This window comes from Actinomyces denticolens, from assembly GCF_002072185.1.
Taxonomy (GTDB): Bacteria; Actinomycetota; Actinomycetes; order Actinomycetales; family Actinomycetaceae; genus Actinomyces; species Actinomyces denticolens.
The window spans coordinates 83396-101431 of record NZ_MVIW01000005.1; the positions used below are offsets into that span (position 1 = coordinate 83396).

The window sequence follows — 18036 nt, forward strand, 5'->3', positions numbered from 1 at the left end:
GTCACGGGCGTCGCCGGGGTCTGCGACAATAGGGCAACGTGAGCATCACTTCCCCCGGGCGCCCCGCGCCCTCCCGCCCCGCGCCCTCCCGCCCCGCGCCCTCCGCCTCGCTGCCGGCCCTCGACCGCTTCTTCCGCATCACCGAGCGCGGCTCGACCGTCGCCCGTGAGCTCAGGGGCGGCGTCGTCACCTTCTTCACGATGAGCTACATCCTCGTGCTGAACCCGCTCATCCTGGGCAGCGCCCTCGCGGGCGACGGCGACGTGACCGGCGCCAAGGCGAAGATCGCCGCCGGCACCGCGCTCATCGCCGGGGTCATGACGATCCTCATGGGCGTCGTCGCCAACTACCCGCTGGCCATGGCCGCCGGGCTCGGCATCAACGCGATGGTCGCCTACACGATCGTCGGCAACCACGGCATGACCTTCGCCGATGCCATGGGCATCGTCGTCATCGAGGGCGTCATCATCCTCATCCTCGTCCTCACCGGCTTCCGCGAGGCGGTCTTCCGGGCCGTCCCGCCCTTCCTGCGCACCGCGATCAGCGTGGGCATCGGCCTGTTCATCGCCCTCATCGGACTGGTGGACGCCAAGGTCGTGCGCGTCGGCGGCACGCCCCTCGAGCTCGGCCTGGGCGGCTCCCTCAAGGGCTGGCCCGTCATCGTCTTCCTCCTGGGCCTGTTCCTCACCATCATCCTGCACATCCGCAAGGTCCGCGGCGCCATCCTCATCGGCATCGTCAGCGCCACGCTCCTGGCCGTCATCATCGAGGCCGTTCAGGGACTGGGCGCCTTCGAGGAGGGCTCCAACCCCACGGGCTGGGCGCTGAGCGTCCCCTCGTTGAGCGGCAGTCCCGTCTCCGTGCCGGACCTGTCGGGCCTGGGCCACTTCTCCCTGCTGGGCTCCTTCGAGAAGGCCGGCGCCGTGTCGATCGTCCTGCTCGTCTTCTCCATGATGCTCGCCGACTTCTTCGACACGATGGGCACGATGGTGGCCATCGGCGCCGAGGGGGGCCTCCTCGACGAGGACGGCAACCCGCCGCGCACCCGCGAGATCCTCGTGGTGGACTCCGTGGGCGCCATCGCCGGCGGCCTCGGCGCGGTGTCCTCCAACACCTCCTACGTGGAGTCCGCGGCGGGCGTCGGGGAGGGCGCGCGCACGGGGCTGGCGAACATCGTCACCGGGGCACTGTTCCTGGCCTCGGTCTTCCTGTCCCCGATCGTCGCGATGGTCCCCTACGAGGCGGCCACCCCGGCGCTCGTCGTCGTCGGCTTCCTCATGATGACCCAGGTGGCCGACATCGACTGGAAGCGGCCCGAGCTGGGCATCCCCGCCTTCATGACCATCATCATGATGCCGTTCTCCTACTCGATCACCAACGGCATCGGCGCGGGCTTCCTCACCTACGCGCTCGTCGAGATCGCCGTCGGCCGCGCGCGCCGGGTCCACCCGCTCATGTGGCTGACCGCGGCGCTGTTCGCGGTCTACTTCACGATGGCGCCCATCAAGGAGATCCTCGGCCTTGCCTGAGCCGGTCAGCACCGCCAGTACCGCCAGTACGACCCCGGGGTCCTCCGCGCTCGCGGAGGACCCCGCCTGGTCCGAGCAGGGCCGCACCTTCGCCTCCCTGCGCTTCCACAACTACCGGATCTGGTTCTTCGCCGCCCTCGTGGCCAACACGGGCACCTGGATGCAGCGGGTCGCCCAGGACTGGCTCGTCCTGCGCATCCTCACCGACGACTCCGCCACCGCCACCGGCATCACCACCGCGCTGCAGTTCCTCCCCGCCCTCCTCGTGTCCGCCCACGCCGGGCTCGTCGCCGATCGCGTCAACCAGCGCCGCTTCCTCATCGCCACCCAGTCGGCGATGGGCCTGGTCTCCCTCGTCCTGGGACTGGCGGTCATCTCCGGCCGCGCCCAGCTCTGGCACGTGTACCTCGCGGCCCTGGCCTCGGGCGCCGCGGCCGCCTACGACGCCCCGGCCCGCCAGACCTTCGTGGCGCAGCTGGTGCCCGCCGGCTCGCGGGCCAACGCGATGGGCCTCAACGCCGCCTCCTTCAACGCCGCCCGGCTCCTGGGCCCGGCGGCGGCGGGCGTCGTCATCGCATGGGTCGGCGCGGGCGTCGTCTTCGAGATCAACGCCGCGAGCTTCCTGTTCCCCGCGCTCGCCCTCATCCTCATGCGCGGCGACGAGCTCCGGCCCGTCGCCAGAGCCCCGCGCTCCAAGGGCCAGCTGCGCGAGGGCCTGGCCTGCATCCGGCGCCGCACCGACATCCTCGTCATCATCGGCGTCGTCACGGTGGTCTCCACCCTCACCCTCAACTTCCAGCTCACGATGGCCGCCATGGTGCGCAGCGTCTTCCACCTGGAATCCGACGCCTACGGCACGGTCTCCTCGGTCTTCGCGATCGGATCGCTCGCGGGCGCCCTGTGGGCGGCCAGGCGCCGCTCCCCCCGCGTGCGCACGGTGGTGGTGGGCTCCTTCTTCCTCGGGCTGTTCACCATGGTGATGGCGCTCATGCCGACTTACAGCTCCTTCGCGGTGGCGACCATCCCGGTGGGCCTGTGCGTGCTCACCGTTCTGACCGGCGCGAACCAGGCCATCCAGCTCTCCGTGCCCGATGAGGTCCGCGGCAGGGTCATCAGCATCTACATCATCGCCCAGCTGGGGACGACCCCGATCGGCGCCCCCGTCATGGGAGGCCTCGCCGACGCCTGGGGACCCCGGGCCTCACTGCTCATCGGGGGCGCGGCGGCCGTCCTGGTCGCGACGGCGGCGCTGGTGTGGACGCGCCGCCACTGGCACCTGGCGCTGACCCACTCATCGACGCGCCCGTACCTACGCATGACCGGCCCGCGCGAGCGCTCCGCCGCCGGGGGCCCGGAGCCGCCCCCGGCGGGCAGCGCTCCGGGCCCCGCGGACGGGTGACCGATATCCTTCTCCCAGCCCCCGCGCCCCACGAGAGGGGCGGCGCGAGGGCCCGGCCGCCCGCGTGGGCGGGGAACCGTCGTCGCAGGAGGCGCGAGCGCACATGAGCGAGCTCATCGACACCACCGAGATGTACCTCAAGACCGTTTACGAGATGGAGGAGGACGGCGTCACCCCTCTTCGCGCGCGGATTGTCGACCGCCTCGACCACTCCGGCCCCACGGTCTCCCAGACGGTGGCGCGCATGGAGCGCGATGGGCTCATCAGGGTCGCCGAGGACCGTTCGCTGGAGCTCACCGAGGAGGGGCGGCGCCGGGCCACGGAGGTGATCCGCAAGCACCGCCTTGCTGAAAGGCTGCTGCTCGACGTCGTCGGCCTCGATCGGCGCTACATCCACGATGAGGCCTGCCGCTGGGAGCACGTCATGAGCGAGAGGGTCGAGGACCGGCTCGCCGAGATCCTCGGGGACGTCGTCTCCGACCCCTTCGGCAACCCCATCCCCGGCAGGCGGGCCGACCACCCGGCGCCGGGCGAGGACGAGTCGAGCGCCAACCGCGTGGCCCGCGACGGCGTCGGATCCGCCGTCGTGCACCGGATCGGCGAGCCGATCCAGGCCGACGCCGAGCTCCTGGGCCTGATGGAGGATGCGGGGATCTGCGCGGGCGCGCGCGTGGAGCTGCGCGGATCGGCCGGGGGCGTGCGCATCGTGGGGCCCACGGGCATGCCGATCGTGCTGCCGGGCGACGTCGCCCGGCACCTCTTCCTGGAGCAGAGCGCCTCCGCGCGCTGAGCCCGCGCCGCGATCACCCTGAACCGCCGTCTGTCGGGCCCTCAGCAGGCCTGACCAGGTCGAATGCGCCTATGAGGCCCCTAGGAGAGGGATGCCACACGGGGTCGGGGTACTCAGGGCTTCACTCTTCCGCGGAACTTCGACTAGTGTCGGCGATGCAGCCGATGCCCCGGTTGTGGAGAGATGGGCGGAGCCAAACCCTGTCGGCGCCCCTCGCTCCTGATTCCCACCCAGATCACCGGCAGGGACGGGGGAACCATTTCCCGGATGAGAACGAGCCCGCGCTCGGTCCTCCTTGGGGTGAATCCCGCCTCGGCGGGTAGGGCGTCTCCAGCCCGAACCCGACAGCTAACCTCGACGGCTCTCCAGGAGAAAAACCAGTGACTTCCAGCGTCAAGGCACGCCACCGCAAGGCCACTCGACCGATCACCCCGTTGTCGAGCACCGGTCCGGCCGCACGTCGCGGCCTCGCCGTCGTCGCGACCTCCGGTCTGGCCCTCACCATGATCGCCTCCGGCGCCAACGCCGCGAGCGACACCGCCCAGCTCGACGAGTCCGCCGGCTCCCTCGGCGAGAACGTCGGCACCGCCGCCCTCGCCGCCCCGGCGCACGAGGCCGTCATCGCCAACGCGGCCGTCGAGGTCGCCAGCGACGCCCAGGTCGATGGCTTCAACCACGCCGTCGAGGCCGTCGCCGCCGAGGCCCCGGCCCCGGCTCCCGCCCCCACCGCCGAGGCGGCCCCGGAGGCCACTGAGGCCCCCGCCGCCGAGGCGACCCCCACCGCGGAGGACACCCCGGCCGCGACCGCTGAGGCCACCGCCGCCGAGGCCGCCGCCCCGGCCGCCCCCGCCTCCGGGAACTCCATCGTGGGTCTCGCGATGGCCCAGGTCGGCAAGGCCTATGTCTACGGCGCGGGCGGCCCCAGCGCCTTCGACTGCTCGGGCCTCGTCTCCTACGTGTACGCCAACGTCGCGGGCATCAGCGTCCCGCACTCCTCCGGCGGCATCCGCTCGGCCGGCACCGTCATCTCGGCCTCCGAGGCCCAGCCCGGTGACGTCCTCTGGTGGCCCGGTCACGTCGCGATCTACGCCGGCGATGGCATGATGGTCTCCGCCGAGTCCGAGAGCGTCGGCGTGCAGTACCTGGCCGTCCGCGGTGGCGCCACGTACCTCCGCTTCTGAGCGAACCGGCGGTCGGGCAGAACCGGCTCCGTCTCTCCGTCCCGGCCCCGCTCCCCTCGTGGGAGCGGGGTCGGGACGTCTTGTGTGGTGATGCTCTCATCGTGAAGCGGGTCATGCGGGAGGGCTCGAATGAGGGCTTGACCTGGCCGGAACCCGTTGGAATGACAGGGAAGAAGAGAAGTTCCTGTGCGGCAGGTCACGATCATGTTGTTGATCTTCCCGTGACTCTCCTGTCAGCGCTCCGGTAGCCTCTCAGGTGTCGCAGGGCCTTCCCCTCGCGGCGCCCGAGCCGGGGCCCAGTCCCATCGTCCGGCCCGGGCTGGCGAACAATCAGCGATGGGGACGGGGGAACCGTTTCATGGGTCGCGGCCCTGATCGCGGCCCTCGGGGTGAATCCCGCTCAATGCGGGTAGGGCGTCTCCAGCCCGAACCCGGCAGCTAACCTCGGCGGCCACAGGAGAGGAACATGACCACCCATTCCCAGGCTCGCCACCGCGCGGCCAAACGTCCCACGACTCCCCTCACCGAGGTCGCGCCCGCCACCCGCCGAGGCATCGCGCTGGCCGCCTCCTCCGGCCTGGCCCTGACCATGGTCGCCTCCGGCGCCGCCACCGCCTCGGTCGCCGAACCGGCCCGGGCCTCGGCGGGATCCCTCGACGCCTCCGGCCTCAACTACCTGGCCCTGGACGCGCGCACCGCCGTGGCGACCAATGCCGCGATCGTCGTCGGGACCGACGTCCAGGCCGATGCCTTCGACCACGCCTCGGAGGCCGCTGAGGCAGCCGCCGCCGAGGCCCCCAAGCCCGTCGTCGAGACTCCCGCCCCCCAGGCCGAGCAGGCCCCGGCCGCGCAGGACGACTCGGCGGACCAGCCGGAGGCTCAGGCGGCCCCCGCCGCTCAGGCGCAGCCGGCGGCTCAGGCGGCCCCCGCCGCCGCCCCGGCGTCCGGTTCGAGCATCGTGTCCATCGCCATGCAGTACGTGGGCACCCCCTATGTCTACGGCGGCTCCTCGCCGTCGGGCTTCGACTGCTCCGGCTTCGTCCAGTACGTCTACGCCCAGGCCGGCATCAGCCTGCCCCGTACCTCCGGGGCCCAGGCCGCCGCGGGCACGGCCGTCTCCATGTCCGAGGCCCAGCCCGGCGACATCGTCTACTACGGCTACCACGTCGGCATCTACGCCGGCAATGGCATGATGATCGACGCCGGCAACGAGTCCACCGGTGTCGTCTACCGGGAGATCTGGGGGAGCCCGACCTCCTTCATCCGGATCGGCTGACGCGGGCCGGCACGGATCCGAGCCGCGCTTCGAGGGGGCGACCGTTACGGCGGTCGCCCCCTCGAAGCACGGCCGGCCGTGCTCACTGAACCTCCCCGTCGTGCGCTGCGCCACAGGTATGCTGGGGGCACCTGGCTCACCGGATCCCCGGAGGGCCGGGGTGTCCGATGGAAAAGGCAGGGAACCATGGCTGAAGACAAAGTCGTCCTCGTTGGCGTCGACGGATCGCCCGAGTCTCTCGGCGCTGTCGACTGGGCGGTCGCCCGCGCGGCGCGCGAGGGGTGGAGGGTCCACATCCTGTGCGCCTACTCGCTCCCATCCTTCACCGCCGCCTCCCTCGACGGCGGCTACGCGGCCCTGGACGACACCGCGATACGCGCCGGCGCCCAGGCGGTTGTCGACGAGGCCGTCGCCCGCGCCCAGCAGGCCGGCGTCGCGGTGACCAGCTCGCTCGAGACCGGCGACCCCGCCGGTGTGCTCGTGGATCTGTCCTCCGATGCCGCCCTGGCGGTGGTCGGCACGCGCGGTGGCGGTGGCTTCGCCGACCGCCTGCTCGGCACGGTCTCCTCCGCCCTGCCCGCGCACGCCAAGTGCCCCACGGTCATCGTGCCCCGGCACACCGCCGGTTCCGCCTTCACCCCGGTCAAGCGGATCGTCGTCGGCGTCGACGGCTCCGGATCCGCTCACAAGGCCGTGCGCCGCGCCGTCCGCGAGGCCGAGGCCTGGGACGCCGAGCTCACCGCCGTGGCGGCCGTCCCCATGAGCACCGGCAGCGGGGCACTCGCATGGCTGCCGGCCGCCGTGGACCGCCAGCAGGTCCTCACCGACGTACGAGCCGGCCTCGACCATGCCGTGGCCGAGGCCCTCGAGGGCCACCCCGGGGTGACGGTCCGCCGTCATGCGCTGGACGGCAACGCCGCCGAGCTGCTCGCCGAGTTCTCCACGGCCGTCGACCTCGTCATCGTCGGCTCCCGCGGGCGCGGCGGATTCGCGGGGCTCCTCCTGGGCTCCACGAGCCAGGCGGTGCTCTCCCACGCGGCCTGCCCGGTGATGGTGGTGCCCGCCCGTTCCAGGGACGACGACTCGGCCGTCTCCCGCTCGAACGTCCCCTGGGAGCGCGCCTGAGCGAGCAGGGGCACGCCGGTACTCGGCCGGCGCGGCGCGCTGGTAGGCTTGCCGCGCCCAGCCCTCGTAGCTCAGGGGATAGAGCACCGCTCTCCTAAAGCGGGTGTCGCGCGTTCGAATCGCGCCGGGGGCACATAAGACCCTGCTCGCCAGGGGAAACGGATCGGGGTTCCGAGTCGCATGAGCGCTCGTGGCCCCGATCCGCTCTTCTGCGCATCTCCTTCGCTCACGCTCTGCCCTCCGCCGCGGGCTCGCCAACGCGCTCCGGGCTCGCCAACGCGCCGCGGGGGCGCGTCCGCAACCCCGCGGCGCGTCCGCAATTCCATCGTCGCCGTCGCCGCAGGCCCGCTCGTGCGCTGACGCGGCGCCACCCCGGGGCGCCTCGGGCAGGAGCGCGTCGCGCGCGGATATTGTCGGAGCATGGCGCCTTCACTCTTCTCCTTCGGCCGCGCTCGGCACAGCGCGGGCCACGCAGCGGGCGATCGCGTGGGCTCTGCCGAGGGGCGCGCCAGCGGGGTCGGGCGCGAGAAGCGCCTGCCCGGCACCATCGTCCCCCAGCACGCGCCGACGCCGGAGCCCCCCGCCCCGGCCTCCCCCACGGATCTCGACGACGCGAGCCGGGCCCGCGTGGACGCCGCGCTCGCGAGCTGGCGCGAGGAGCTCGTCGGGCTCGGGGGAGTGGCCAGCCTCGACGACGTCTCGCTCCTCGACGGCGCCGTCGACCTCACCGCCGCCCACCCCTCGGGGCTCGCCCAGCTCTACGCCGGGCGCCCCACCCCCCTGTCCAGCCTCATCCGCGAGCCCACCGCCCTGGCCGCGGCCCGCAAATCCGTGCGCAAGGTCGCCGGGCGCACCGACATCCTCGCCAGGCAGTTCGGCGTCGCCCCCGTCTACCTCGCCATCGGGGTCGCCACCTGGACCGAGACCATCCGGGACGAGTCCCGGCGCCCCGGCGCCGCGGCGGCCGACGGTGCCGGGAGCCCCGAGAGCGACGGACCAGGCGGTCCTGGCGGCTCCGATGCCGGTAGTGATCCCGAGCAGCCCCACCACGAGATCCCCGACCCGGTCCTCACCTCGGTCCTGGAGAGCGCGCTCTCCTCGCGCCCGGCGGGCCCCCCGGGCACCGTCCGCACGGTCAACGCCCCTGTACTCATGCGGCCGGTCCGCCTGGCCAGCGCCTCCGCCGACGCGACCATCGCCGTCGACCCGACCATCGAGGTGAACCCCGTCCTCACACGCGCCCTGCGCCGCTACGGATCGACCGCCGACATCCAATCCCTCGCCCGTGCCGCCCTCACCGCGGAGGGCTTCACCCCGCGCGCCGCCCTCACTCGCATCGCCGCCGCCTGCCGCGACTACCTGCCCGGCTTCGAACTGCGCGAGCGACTCGTCGTCGGCGCCTTCGTCCACCCCGGCCAGGCCCTGGTCGAGGACTTCGACGCCGTCGTGGACCGCGCGCGCCTGTCCGCGATCGTGGCCGCCCTGGCCGGGGTCGAGCCCGCCCAGCGGGCCCTCGCCGTCGACCTGCCCGCCCCCTGGCGCGAGGATCGCGCCCCCGACGCCGAGCGCGGCGCGGGGGACCTCGACCCCGGGCAGCTCGACGTCGTCGAGTCCGTCGGCCTGGGGGCCTCCCTCCTCCTCGACGCGCCCCCAGGATCGGATGTCGCCGCCACGCTCGCAGCCGTGCTCGCCGATGCCGCCGCCACCGGCCGCACCGCCATCCATATCCCGGCCACCAGCGGGGACGGCCACGCCGTCGCCCAGGCCCTGGAGGACCTCGGCCTGGGGGACCTCGTCGTCGACCTCACGGAGGACGCCAGTTGGCGCCGCCACGCCGCCGAGGCCGTCCAATCCGGGCTCGGCTCCCAGCCGCCCCAGCTCGACGTCCCCGAGATCCTGCGTGTCCGCCAGCGCCTCACCGCCGTGCGCAAGCGCTTGTCCCGCTACGTGACGGCGCTGCACGCGCGGCGAGAGCCATGGAACGTCTCCGCCTACGAGGCCCTTCAGACCCTCGCCGAGCTCACCTCGTCGCGCTCCAAGGCCCGCACCACCGCGAAGATCGTCCCCGGGCGCCTCGAGTGCCTCGACGATGCCGGGCGCGAGCGGGCCTCGCGCATCCTCCACCGCGCCCACTCCCTCGGGATGCTCAACCCGGTCCAGGCGCCCTCGCCCTGGAGCGGCTTGGCACTGACCGACCTCGACGAGGTCACCGACGCCCTGGGGCGCCTGGGCCGCCTGGCCGACGACATGCTGCCCGCCGTCGAGACCCACAGCCGCGAGGTCTCCTCCCACATCGGGCTGCGGCGCGCCACGACCCTGGCCATGTGGTCCGATCAGCTCGACATGCTCGACGGCGTGCGCGACTCCCTCGACGTCTTCCTCCCCGAGGTCTTCGAGCGCTCCGCCGCCGACCTCGTCATCGCCACGGCCACCAAGCGGTGGCGCGAGGAGCGCAGCATCGTCATGAGCGGCTCCGCGCGCCGCCGCTTCACCCGCCAGGCCAAGGACCTCGTGCGCCCCGGCCGCGTCGTCGAGGACCTGCACGCCGAGCTCGTCAAGGTGCAGCGGCGCCGCGAGGAGTGGCGCCGTCACGACCCCGACGGCGGCTGGCCCACGCTCCCGCAGGGCCTGGACGAGATGCGGCGCACCTGCGAGCGCGCCATGAACGCCCTCACCGAGCTCCAGCCCCTCCTCGACCGCCACGACGGCTCCCCGGCGCTCGTCGACACACCGCTCGTGGATCTGACCACCCGTGTGCGGGCCCTCGCCGACGACCCGGAGACCGCGCAGGCCCAGCCCGAGCGCAACCAGACCACCATCGCCATCGACGAGATGGGCATGGGGCCCCTCGTCGAGGACCTGCGCGCCCGCCAGGTGCCCGACGACGAGCTCGACGACGAGCTCACCTACTGCTGGTGGTCCTCCGTCCTCGCCCAGGCCCTCCGCGAGGACCCGGATATGGGAGGCCTGGACGCCAAGGCCCTCGATGAGCTCTCCGAGAGTCTGCGCCGACTCGACGCCGCCCAGTCCGCCTCCCTGTCCGGCCCGGTCGCGCAGGCCTGCGCCCGCCGCGTGCGCGCCGCCGTCGAGGCCGACAAGCAGCAGGCCCGCTCCCTGTACATCGCCCTGTCCAAGGACGACGGCGTTCCCCTGCGCGACATCCTCGACGCCCACCCGGTGGCGTGGCTCGCCCGCCCCGTCTGGATCGTCCCGCCGACCCTCGTGCCCCAGGTGCTGGCCCCCAGCGCCGTCGTGGACCTGGCGATCCTCGACGCCTCCGCGAGCATGCCGGTGGCTCAGGCACTGCCGGCCCTCGTGCGCGCCGAGCAGGTCCTCGTCATCGGGGATCCGCGCCGGGCGGACAGGGGCCTCGCCGCAGAGCTCGGGCCTCTCCTGCCCGCGGTCACCCTGCCCACGGGCCGCAATCAGCTCGACGCCGGCATCGCGTCCTTCCTCGCCTCCAACGGCTACGAGGGCATCGTCGAGGTGATCCCCGGACCCCCGGGGGACACCACGCTCTCCCTCATCCGTGTGGACGGGCGCGGCATGCCCGCTCCGGGCAGGACCGCCGTGGAGACCGTGCCGGCCGAGGTGGACCAGGTGGTCGACGTCGTCATCGAGCACGCGCTCACCCGGCCCGATGAGAGCCTGGGCGTCATCGCCCTCAACACCCGTCACGCCGATGAGATCCGCCGTGCGGTGGCCGTGGCGGCCGCCGAGTCCCCGGCCCTGGATGACTTCTTCTCCTCCGCCGTCAAGGAGCCCTTCACGGTGATCGACCTGCGCGAGGCCCGCTCGCTGCGCCGCGACCGCGTCGTCCTGTCCGTCGGCTTCGCGAAGACCCCGCACGGGCGCACCATCCACGCCTTCGGCGAGCTCGGCGAGCAGGGCGGCATGGTCTCGCTGGTCGAGGCCCTGTGCGCCTCCCGCGGCGCGACCACCGTCATCTCCTCCATCGGCGCCGAGGACCTCGACCCCGACCGGCTGCGCGCCCCGGGCGCCCGGCTGCTGCGCGAGGTCCTCGCCCGGGCCGCCGGGGGCGGGACCCCCGTCGGCCCGGCGGAGAACGGCGAGCCCGACCGCCTCCTGGTGGATCTCGCCTGGCACCTGTGGCGCAAGGGTCTCGTGGTGGTCCCCCAGTGGGGAGCCGACGGCGGCCCCCGCATCCCCCTGGCCATCGGCCACCCCGACTACCCCGAGGAGCTGTTCGTCGCCGTCCTGACCGATGACGACGACTACGTGGCCGAGCCGAGTCTGCGCCGTCGCGACCGGCACTGGGTGGAGCGCCTCGAGAGCCGCGGCTGGCGGGTCCACCGCTCCTTCTCCGCAGGGGTCTTCGTCGACCCCGAGGCCGAGGCCCGCACCATCGAGATCATGATCGACGAGATCCTCGATGAGCGCTCCGCCGCCCAGGCCCGTCCGGAGGGCCCCGAGCTCCCCGAGCACGTCGACGACGCCGCCGCTGAGGGTGCCGCCGAGAGCACCGCCTCCCCCCAGGGCGCTGCTGCGGCGCGCGCGACGGAGGGGGCGCGGCCCGATGAGGACGGGCGGGAGGCCTCCGCCGGGGCGGAATCCTCCTCCCCGGGGGCCGAGGCCCCGGGCGCTCCGGTGAATCCGCCCCGTGCGGATGGGCGCGCGGCCCGCCCCCCGATCGCGCAGGGACTGCCGATCCAGGCCTACTCGGATGACGAGCTCGACGACCTCGTGGCGTGGATCCGCTCCGACGGGGTGGCGCGCAGCGAGGAGGAGGAGCTCACCGAGTTGCGCGAGACCCTCGCTCTCACCCGCCGGGGGACCGGTGTCGACGCCGTTCTCGGCAACGCCGTGCGGCGGGGCCGATGAGCGCTCCGGCGGCGGGCCGGCCCCGCCGGCGCCGAGTGGTCCTGTTATCCCCCCAGGACGCCGCGCGGGTGGCCCGCGGTGAGATGACCGAGGAGGACGCCGAGAACGCGCGGCGCCGCAGGGTCGACGCCCTCACGGAGGCCCGCGCCCGCGGGGATGACGCCTCCGGCAGCGGCAGTGCCAATGACGCGCGTCTGCGCGCCGAGGTCCCGCCCCACTGGTCCTGACCCTTTTCACCGAGACCGGTCGAAAACGTCATTGAAACCGGTCCGCGGACCGGTTTCAATGACGTTTTCGACCGGTCTCGCGAGACAGCGGCGCGGGGAGTGGGCCGCAGCGGGCACCGGCGGGCACCGGTGGATAGGGCTGAGCCCCGCCGTCCACTCGGGTCGGCGGGGCTCAGAGGCTCACTGGGGCGCGGCGGCCGGTGCTGCCGGGCGCGTTCCCTCTCAGTGAGCGCGGGCGGCGAGCAGGTCGCGGATCTCGCCCAGCAGCTCGACGTCGGTCGGCTCGGCGGGCTTCTCCTCCTCGTTCTTCTTCTGCAGGGCCTTCATCTTGTTCATCGGAACGACGATGCAGAAGTAGACGGCGAGGGCCACCAGCAGGAAGTTGATGAGCGCGGTGATGATCGTACCGGGCTGGATGTAGGTATCCGAGCCGCTGTCGATCTTGAACTGGAGGACGGAGTCGAAGTTCGGGGAGCCGATGATCTGACCAACGATGTCCAGAATGACCTTGGTGATCGAGTCGACGATGGGCTTGAAGGCGCCACCGATGATGACGGCGACGGCGAGCTCCAGGGCGTTGCCCTGAGCGATGAACTCCTTGAATCCCTTGATCATGAGGGGAGAACCTTTCGGTGAGTGCGCGCCCCGCAGGGGCGACAGGCGCGAGGCCGGGACGATGATCGACAGCCGGTTGGCTGCATCGGGCAGTCGGCGCCGGCTGAATATGCCGACGGATCAATGATCATCTCGACTGTGATGAGGTCGTCAGGGGCTCAGCGCGAGGCCGAGGGCGCCCTGCGTTGCCGCACCGACGATAAGGGTAGCGGTGTCCGCCGGAACGGCAAGTTCTACTACTGTGACCTTATTCCCTGAAAGAAACCTAGAAGTGTCACCTTCTGTTGTGGTACCGATGACCCGTGCGCCGGAGCAGAGAACACTGGTCCCCTCGCCCGTTGAAAGCGGCAATGGCGCGGAATCGCCCGCCTGATCGCGGAGCGCCGCGGGGCTCGCAGATGCGCTTGCGGCTGTGACTGGACTCTCACCGATGATGTCGACGATCGCGCCCGGCTCGGCCAATGATCCGCCCACTCCGACGGGCACCTGGACGATTCGCTCATCGGCGCCGAGCCCCTGGACTCGTGCCGAGCTGGTCATCGACACCGTGAGGACGGTGCCCTCCTCGAGCCTGATGGCCGCCCTGCTCCCGATGACTCCCTCATCCGCCACCCCACGGGCCGGCAGCGCCGGCTCGGGGATCGCGCGGCGCTCGACGTCGTCGGCGCTGATCGTCTCCCCGGCGCTGATCCTCCTGGTCACTACCAGCGCCTCGCCGTCTCCCGGCGGGGACGGGCGCAGGACGGAGAGCGCGAGCAGCACGGCTGCCCCCACGCACGCGGCGACGACGAGGTGGCGCGCCCTCCACAGGCGCAACGATGGACGGGTGGCGGGGGAGCGCTCCAGGCGCGGGCGGGGGCTCATGCCCCCAGGGTGGACTCGTCGACCGGGCGGCCGATCGCCTCATCCACAGGGCGCGGCCGCGGCTGAGCGCGTGCGAGCCCGTGGTTCCCGGCTCCGGTGCGGGCGGGCCCCCTGACATCCCGCGACGCCCGCGGGGCCTCAGGACCCCGAGGCGAAGACGGAGCGCTCCAGGAGGAACCACTGCTCGGGCGTGATGACGGCGTCCACCCGCTGGTCGTGCGGCTCAGTGGGCAGTGGCGAGGCGATGAGCTCATCGTCGTAGACCATGGCGAGCACGAGGGCGCCCTCGTGCCTCAGCGGCAGGGCCCGGTCGTACCAGCCGCCCCCCTGGCCGAGCCGGTTCCCGGCCCGGTCGATGGCGAGTGCGGGGATGAGGAGCGCGTCGACGTCGGAGACCGCCTCCGCCGGGAGGGGCTCGCCCCCCGGTTCGGGAGGGCGCCCCGGCGCGCGCTCGGCCAGATCGGCGATGCCCGTGAAGCGCCCCCACCCCCGGGAGAGCTGCGGGCCCAGGACGGGCAGGAGGACCTCACGGCCCCCGGCCTCCAGGCGCTCCAGCAGGAGCCGGGTGCAGGGCTCATCGCCCACCGAGACGTAGGCGGCGATGGCCCCCATGCCCTCGACGGCCTGGAGGGCGTGCTCCATGAGGGTCTCGCAGGCGGGGCAGTGGCCCGCATCGGGGTGGGGGTGTCGCTTGCGGCGCCGCTGGCGCAGGATCCGGCGCCATTGGCCCTTGTCGTGACTGGTCTCCAGTCCAGCGGGAACAGGGAGTGCGCGCGCCTGAGAACTCACCCCCCGATTCTCTCAGGTTCTCCTTCGTTACGGGCGCGCCGAGCCGCTCCTGGGATGGGGAGAGGGGCCCTTGCGGGTAGCCTGGCCGCCTGGAGCCGCAGGCCTCACCCCGGTGCCGCCCCGAGGTCCCGGGACCTGCGGGCAGGGAGGAAGCCATGAGAACCGTCGCCGAGCACCTCGCATCGTGCCTGGAGATCGCGCAGCCGGCCCCGCCGCTCGACGTCGTCCTTCTCGACGCCGTCGGCTGCGTCCTGGCGGAGGACGTCGTCGCCGAGTTCGATCTTCCCTGCGCGGATCTGGCCGGCCTCGACGGCTATGCGGTGCGCGCCGCCGACATCCGGGGCGCGACGGCGAGCGAGCCCGCCCGCCTCGACGTCATCGACGCCGTGCGCGCCGGCGACACCTCCAGCGCCCGGCTCGTCCCCGGTACCGCCATGCTCATCGACTCCGGCGCCCCCCTTCCCGTCGGCGCCGACGCCGTCGTCCCCTGGATCGAGACCGACCGCGGCACCCAGCGGGTCGAGGTCCGCTCCGTCGTCGTCGAGGGGGAGAATGTGCGGCGCCGCGCTGAGGACGTCGCCGCCGGGACAACGGTCATGCCCCAGGGCTCGCGCGTGTCGGCCCGGCAGATCGCGCTCCTGGCCGGCGTGGGGAGGCTGCGCGTCAAGGTGCGCCCCGCGCCGCGCGTCGTCATCGTGTCCATCGGCGATGAGCTCGTCGAGCCCGGCTCACCGCGCCGGGACGGCAGCGTCTACGACGCCAATGGGCACGCCCTGGCCACCGCCGTCACCGACGCGGGCGGGCGGGCCTTCCGCGTTGCGGCCGTCCCCGATGAGCTCGGCGCCCTGACCGAGACCCTCGAGGACCAGCTCGTGCGCGCCGACGTGCTCATCACCACCGGGGGTCTGTCCGTGGGGCAGGGGGACACCGTCAAGGAGGCCCTCGCCCCCCTGGGCTCGGTGCGCTTCGACGCCGTCGCCATGAGCCCCGGGCGCCAGCTCGGCGTCGGCACCGTGGAGGGCACGCCGATCTTCTGCCTCCCCGGCGACCCCGTGAGCGCCCAGATCGCCTTCGAGACCTTCGTGCGGCCCGTACTTCGGGAGATCGCCGGCTGGCAGGGGCTCCACCGCTCGAGCCTGCCGGCCGAGATGACGCGGGGATGGGCGTCGCCCGCCGGCAGGAGGGAGTTCGTCCCCGTGCACCTGACCGGCTCGCCCTCCACCGGCTACCGCGCCGAGCCGACGGCGGAGCCCGGCACCACCCGTCTCATGGGCCTGGCGCGGGCCAACGCCATCGCCGTCGTCCCCGAGGAGGCGCGCAGCGTCTCGGCCGGGGACACGCTCCACTGCCTCCTCCTCGACGCCTGATGACCCTCCCCGGTCGAGGCCTCGACCCCATTGGAGGAGGCGCTGGGTCGAGCGCCGGGCGCCCGCTCACGAAGTGATTCGTGGTAAGCGAGTGACTGTTGTGATCGTCGGGGCTCACGGGGCTGGATTGGCGTCATTCCGGGCCTCAACACGCCGACGATCTCTCCTGGCGGGGGGTCGGCGGCCCGTACCGTGGCGCTGTGGGAATTGAAGTCTGGGCGCTCCTCGCCCTCGTCGTCGTTCTCACCGCGTACCTCCTGCCCTTCCTGGTCGGGCGCCGTGAGGTCATGAAGCTGTCCCGCAGTGATGATCGCTATTCCGCCGACTTGCGGATCCTGGCGACCGGCGAGACGGCCATGACCCCCGACGAGGCCTGCGAGCAGGGCGGGCACGCGAGGATCTTCCGACGGCTCCCGGAGGTGAGGGCGATGAACAGGCCAGCAGTGAGGAATGTCCGCGCGCTGCGCGTCGAGCGTGAGCTCGCGCAGGCCCAGCGCGCGCATGACGCCGCCCGTGCGCGCCGCCGGGACGCCGCCGCCAATCGCGCTCGCGTGGCCGCCGGGCTGCTCGGGGTGAGCCTCGGACTGTGGCTGGTGGGGCTGGTGACGGTCATCCCGTGGTGGCCCGCGCTGCTGCCGACGGCGCTGCTCGGAGTCTCGATGGTCGCCGGGCATAAGGCCGCCAGGGCGTCGCTCGCCGCCGATCGCGCCGAATGGAGGCGCGTCGTCGCACTCCGGCGCGACCTCGACGCCCTTGCCGGTGCCCGCCCCACGTCCCGGATCGAGCCCGCCGCGCCCAGGGTCGCGGCGCCGACTCCCGCCCAGGGGCTGCTCGGAACGAGCGCCGAGGGCTCGGACGCCTCCGAGGGGCAGGCGGTCCTCGCGGAGGGCGCCGAAGCGAATGGCATGGACACTGGCAGGGACACTGGCAGGGACTCGGTCGGGTCGGCGTCGAGGGCGGCGAGCGCTGCCGAGCCGGCCGCTCATGAGGAGTCGGCCGAGTCGGTGAGTGCGCCCGCGGCCTCCGGGGCGGAGGAGACCGTCGGGGAGGCGGCCCGGGCGAGTGACGAGGCGGAAGCGGCCAGGCCCATCGAATGGGTCATGGAGCCGCGCCCGCTGGAGTCGGCGGACGACGCGCCCGTCGAGCCTCATAGCACCGACGCCGATCAGGGGGGCGGTGCGGGTATCGCCGCCGCGATCCGGCACGACGACGCTCGGGAGGCCCTCTCGGCCGGGAGCGGCACGGAGGGCGCGGCCGAGGTCGGGGGGGGTGAGCTTGCTCAGTCCCGATCGGCGGGGCCCCTGCCGATCCGGCGCGACGCGACTTCTACGCCGCCTCAGGGCTGGCGCCCCGTGGCGGTGCCCGCTCCGACGTACACACTGGCCGCACGAGCACGTCGCCGGGCGGTGCCGGATCTGGAGCTGCCGGAGGCGGAGTCGGTGCCGTCCCCGGTTCGGCCCCGCAACGCGCGCGCCTACGCACCGGCCCCGATCCTCGACGACGAGCAGGCCTTCAAGCCCATCGACCTCGACGAGGTCCTGGAGAGGCGCCGCGCCGCGGGTGCGTGACAATCTGCGCAAACCGTGCGGTGGTGCGGTTCACGGCCCGCCGGGTTGCGGACGGCCGGACCGTAGGTGCTAAGATCGTCCGGCACCTGGGGCTATGGCGCAGTTGGTAGCGCGTCTCGTTCGCAATGAGAAGGTCGGGGGTTCGAATCCCCCTAGCTCCACCGGTAGAGGCCCGGGCTGAGAGGCTCGGGTCTCCTATCGCCCGGGCATCGTTCTTGGACGATCCGGGGTTGAGATCGGGATCACAGAGCTCGAGATTGACAATCGCTGCGATCATCTGGTTAAGTTGGTCGAGTCGCCTTGAGAGCGGCGCGAGGAGTGAAAAGCTCTTCTGATCGCTCTCCATGGGTGTGTTGTTTGAGAACTCGATAGCGTGTCATGCTTGTTTATGTCTTGTTTTTTGTTTGGCCTGTGCTGCTGCTGCTGTTGTTTGTGGTGGTGGTGTGGGTTGGGCCTGGTTTTTG

The 18036-nt window shown here is 72.7% G+C and carries 13 protein-coding genes, 2 tRNA genes and 2 riboswitches; of the genes, 12 read left to right on the top strand and 3 right to left on the bottom strand.

What is annotated here, in order from left to right:
- Window positions 1-110 precede the first annotated feature (110 nt).
- The 9 genes from B1H55_RS02595 to B1H55_RS02635 all read left to right on the top strand — a co-directional run bounded on the left by B1H55_RS02595 (window position 111) and on the right by B1H55_RS02635 (window position 12369).
- Window positions 111-1529 (top strand): NCS2 family permease, encoded by a 1419-nt coding sequence (locus B1H55_RS02595; RefSeq protein WP_096519628.1) that lies wholly within the window; start codon window positions 111-113, stop codon window positions 1527-1529.
- Between the two features lie 97 nt (window positions 1530-1626).
- A complete protein-coding gene (locus B1H55_RS02600) occupies window positions 1627-2928 on the top strand; it encodes an MFS transporter (protein ID WP_073452670.1) in 1302 nt (433 codons plus the stop codon).
- Between the two features lie 103 nt (window positions 2929-3031).
- Window positions 3032-3718, top strand: coding sequence for a metal-dependent transcriptional regulator (locus B1H55_RS02605; RefSeq protein ID WP_073452623.1), 687 nt, complete (start codon window positions 3032-3034; stop codon window positions 3716-3718).
- 218 nt (window positions 3719-3936) lie between these two features.
- A riboswitch (cyclic di-AMP (ydaO/yuaA leader) is annotated at window positions 3937-4095 on the top strand.
- Window positions 4096-4098: 3 nt separating this feature from the next.
- Window positions 4099-4899: a C40 family peptidase gene (locus tag B1H55_RS02610; RefSeq protein WP_080461558.1), complete on the top strand. Its 801-nt coding sequence runs from the start codon at window positions 4099-4101 to the stop codon at window positions 4897-4899.
- A gap of 301 nt (window positions 4900-5200) precedes the next feature.
- Window positions 5201-5366: riboswitch (cyclic di-AMP (ydaO/yuaA leader) on the top strand.
- The gene (locus B1H55_RS02615; protein WP_077240892.1) at window positions 5366-6175 is read left to right on the top strand and encodes a C40 family peptidase; all 810 of its coding nucleotides are present in this window, start codon (window positions 5366-5368) and stop codon (window positions 6173-6175) included. (Overlaps the previous riboswitch by 1 nt.)
- A gap of 186 nt (window positions 6176-6361) precedes the next feature.
- Complete coding sequence (locus B1H55_RS02620; protein ID WP_073452627.1) at window positions 6362-7300, top strand: universal stress protein; 939 nt, start codon at window positions 6362-6364, stop codon at window positions 7298-7300.
- Window positions 7301-7360: 60 nt separating this feature from the next.
- Window positions 7361-7433 (top strand) — tRNA-Arg (locus B1H55_RS02625).
- Window positions 7434-7720: 287 nt separating this feature from the next.
- Entirely contained in the window at window positions 7721-12142 is a 4422-nt protein-coding gene (locus B1H55_RS02630; protein WP_080461559.1) for a DNA helicase, read from the top strand.
- Window positions 12143-12177: 35 nt separating this feature from the next.
- The gene (locus B1H55_RS02635) at window positions 12178-12369 is read left to right on the top strand and encodes a transcriptional regulator (protein ID WP_231952638.1); all 192 of its coding nucleotides are present in this window, start codon (window positions 12178-12180) and stop codon (window positions 12367-12369) included.
- Window positions 12370-12591: 222 nt separating this feature from the next.
- Here the strand turns inward: B1H55_RS02635 and mscL are convergent, their stop codons facing one another.
- From mscL to B1H55_RS02650, 3 genes are all read right to left on the bottom strand, one after another.
- Entirely contained in the window at window positions 12592-12984 is a 393-nt protein-coding gene (gene mscL / locus B1H55_RS02640) for a large conductance mechanosensitive channel protein MscL (RefSeq protein ID WP_073452633.1), read from the bottom strand.
- Between the two features lie 150 nt (window positions 12985-13134).
- Window positions 13135-13848, bottom strand: a complete 714-nt coding sequence (locus B1H55_RS02645) for an SAF domain-containing protein (protein WP_077240894.1) — start codon at window positions 13846-13848, stop codon at window positions 13135-13137.
- A gap of 138 nt (window positions 13849-13986) precedes the next feature.
- Window positions 13987-14637: a 5-formyltetrahydrofolate cyclo-ligase gene (locus B1H55_RS02650; protein WP_073452634.1), complete on the bottom strand. Its 651-nt coding sequence runs from the start codon at window positions 14635-14637 to the stop codon at window positions 13987-13989.
- Between the two features lie 155 nt (window positions 14638-14792).
- On the opposite strand from B1H55_RS02650, the gene B1H55_RS02655 reads away from it, so the two are divergent.
- The 3 genes from B1H55_RS02655 to B1H55_RS02665 all read left to right on the top strand — a co-directional run bounded on the left by B1H55_RS02655 (window position 14793) and on the right by B1H55_RS02665 (window position 17733).
- On the top strand, window positions 14793-16004 hold the full coding sequence (locus B1H55_RS02655; RefSeq protein ID WP_073452636.1) for a molybdopterin molybdotransferase MoeA: 1212 nt from the start codon (window positions 14793-14795) through the stop codon (window positions 16002-16004).
- Window positions 16005-16204: 200 nt separating this feature from the next.
- Entirely contained in the window at window positions 16205-17572 is a 1368-nt protein-coding gene (locus tag B1H55_RS02660; protein WP_077240895.1) for a hypothetical protein, read from the top strand.
- A gap of 88 nt (window positions 17573-17660) precedes the next feature.
- Window positions 17661-17733, top strand: a tRNA-Ala gene (locus B1H55_RS02665).
- The last annotated feature ends 303 nt before the right edge of the window (window positions 17734-18036 follow it).

Excerpts from the sequence above, each read along its gene's own strand:
- mscL (WP_073452633.1), bottom strand. The coding sequence starts at position 12,984 with ATGATCAAGGGATTCAAGGAGTTCATCGCTCAGGGCAACGCCCTGGAG.
- B1H55_RS02630 (WP_080461559.1), top strand. The coding sequence starts at position 7,721 with ATGGCGCCTTCACTCTTCTCCTTCGGCCGCGCTCGGCACAGCGCGGGC.
- B1H55_RS02615 (WP_077240892.1), top strand. The coding sequence starts at position 5,366 with ATGACCACCCATTCCCAGGCTCGCCACCGCGCGGCCAAACGTCCCACG.
- B1H55_RS02655 (WP_073452636.1), top strand. The coding sequence starts at position 14,793 with ATGAGAACCGTCGCCGAGCACCTCGCATCGTGCCTGGAGATCGCGCAG.
- B1H55_RS02620 (WP_073452627.1), top strand. The coding sequence starts at position 6,362 with ATGGCTGAAGACAAAGTCGTCCTCGTTGGCGTCGACGGATCGCCCGAG.
- B1H55_RS02645 (WP_077240894.1), bottom strand. The coding sequence starts at position 13,848 with ATGAGCCCCCGCCCGCGCCTGGAGCGCTCCCCCGCCACCCGTCCATCG.
- B1H55_RS02605 (WP_073452623.1), top strand. The coding sequence starts at position 3,032 with ATGAGCGAGCTCATCGACACCACCGAGATGTACCTCAAGACCGTTTAC.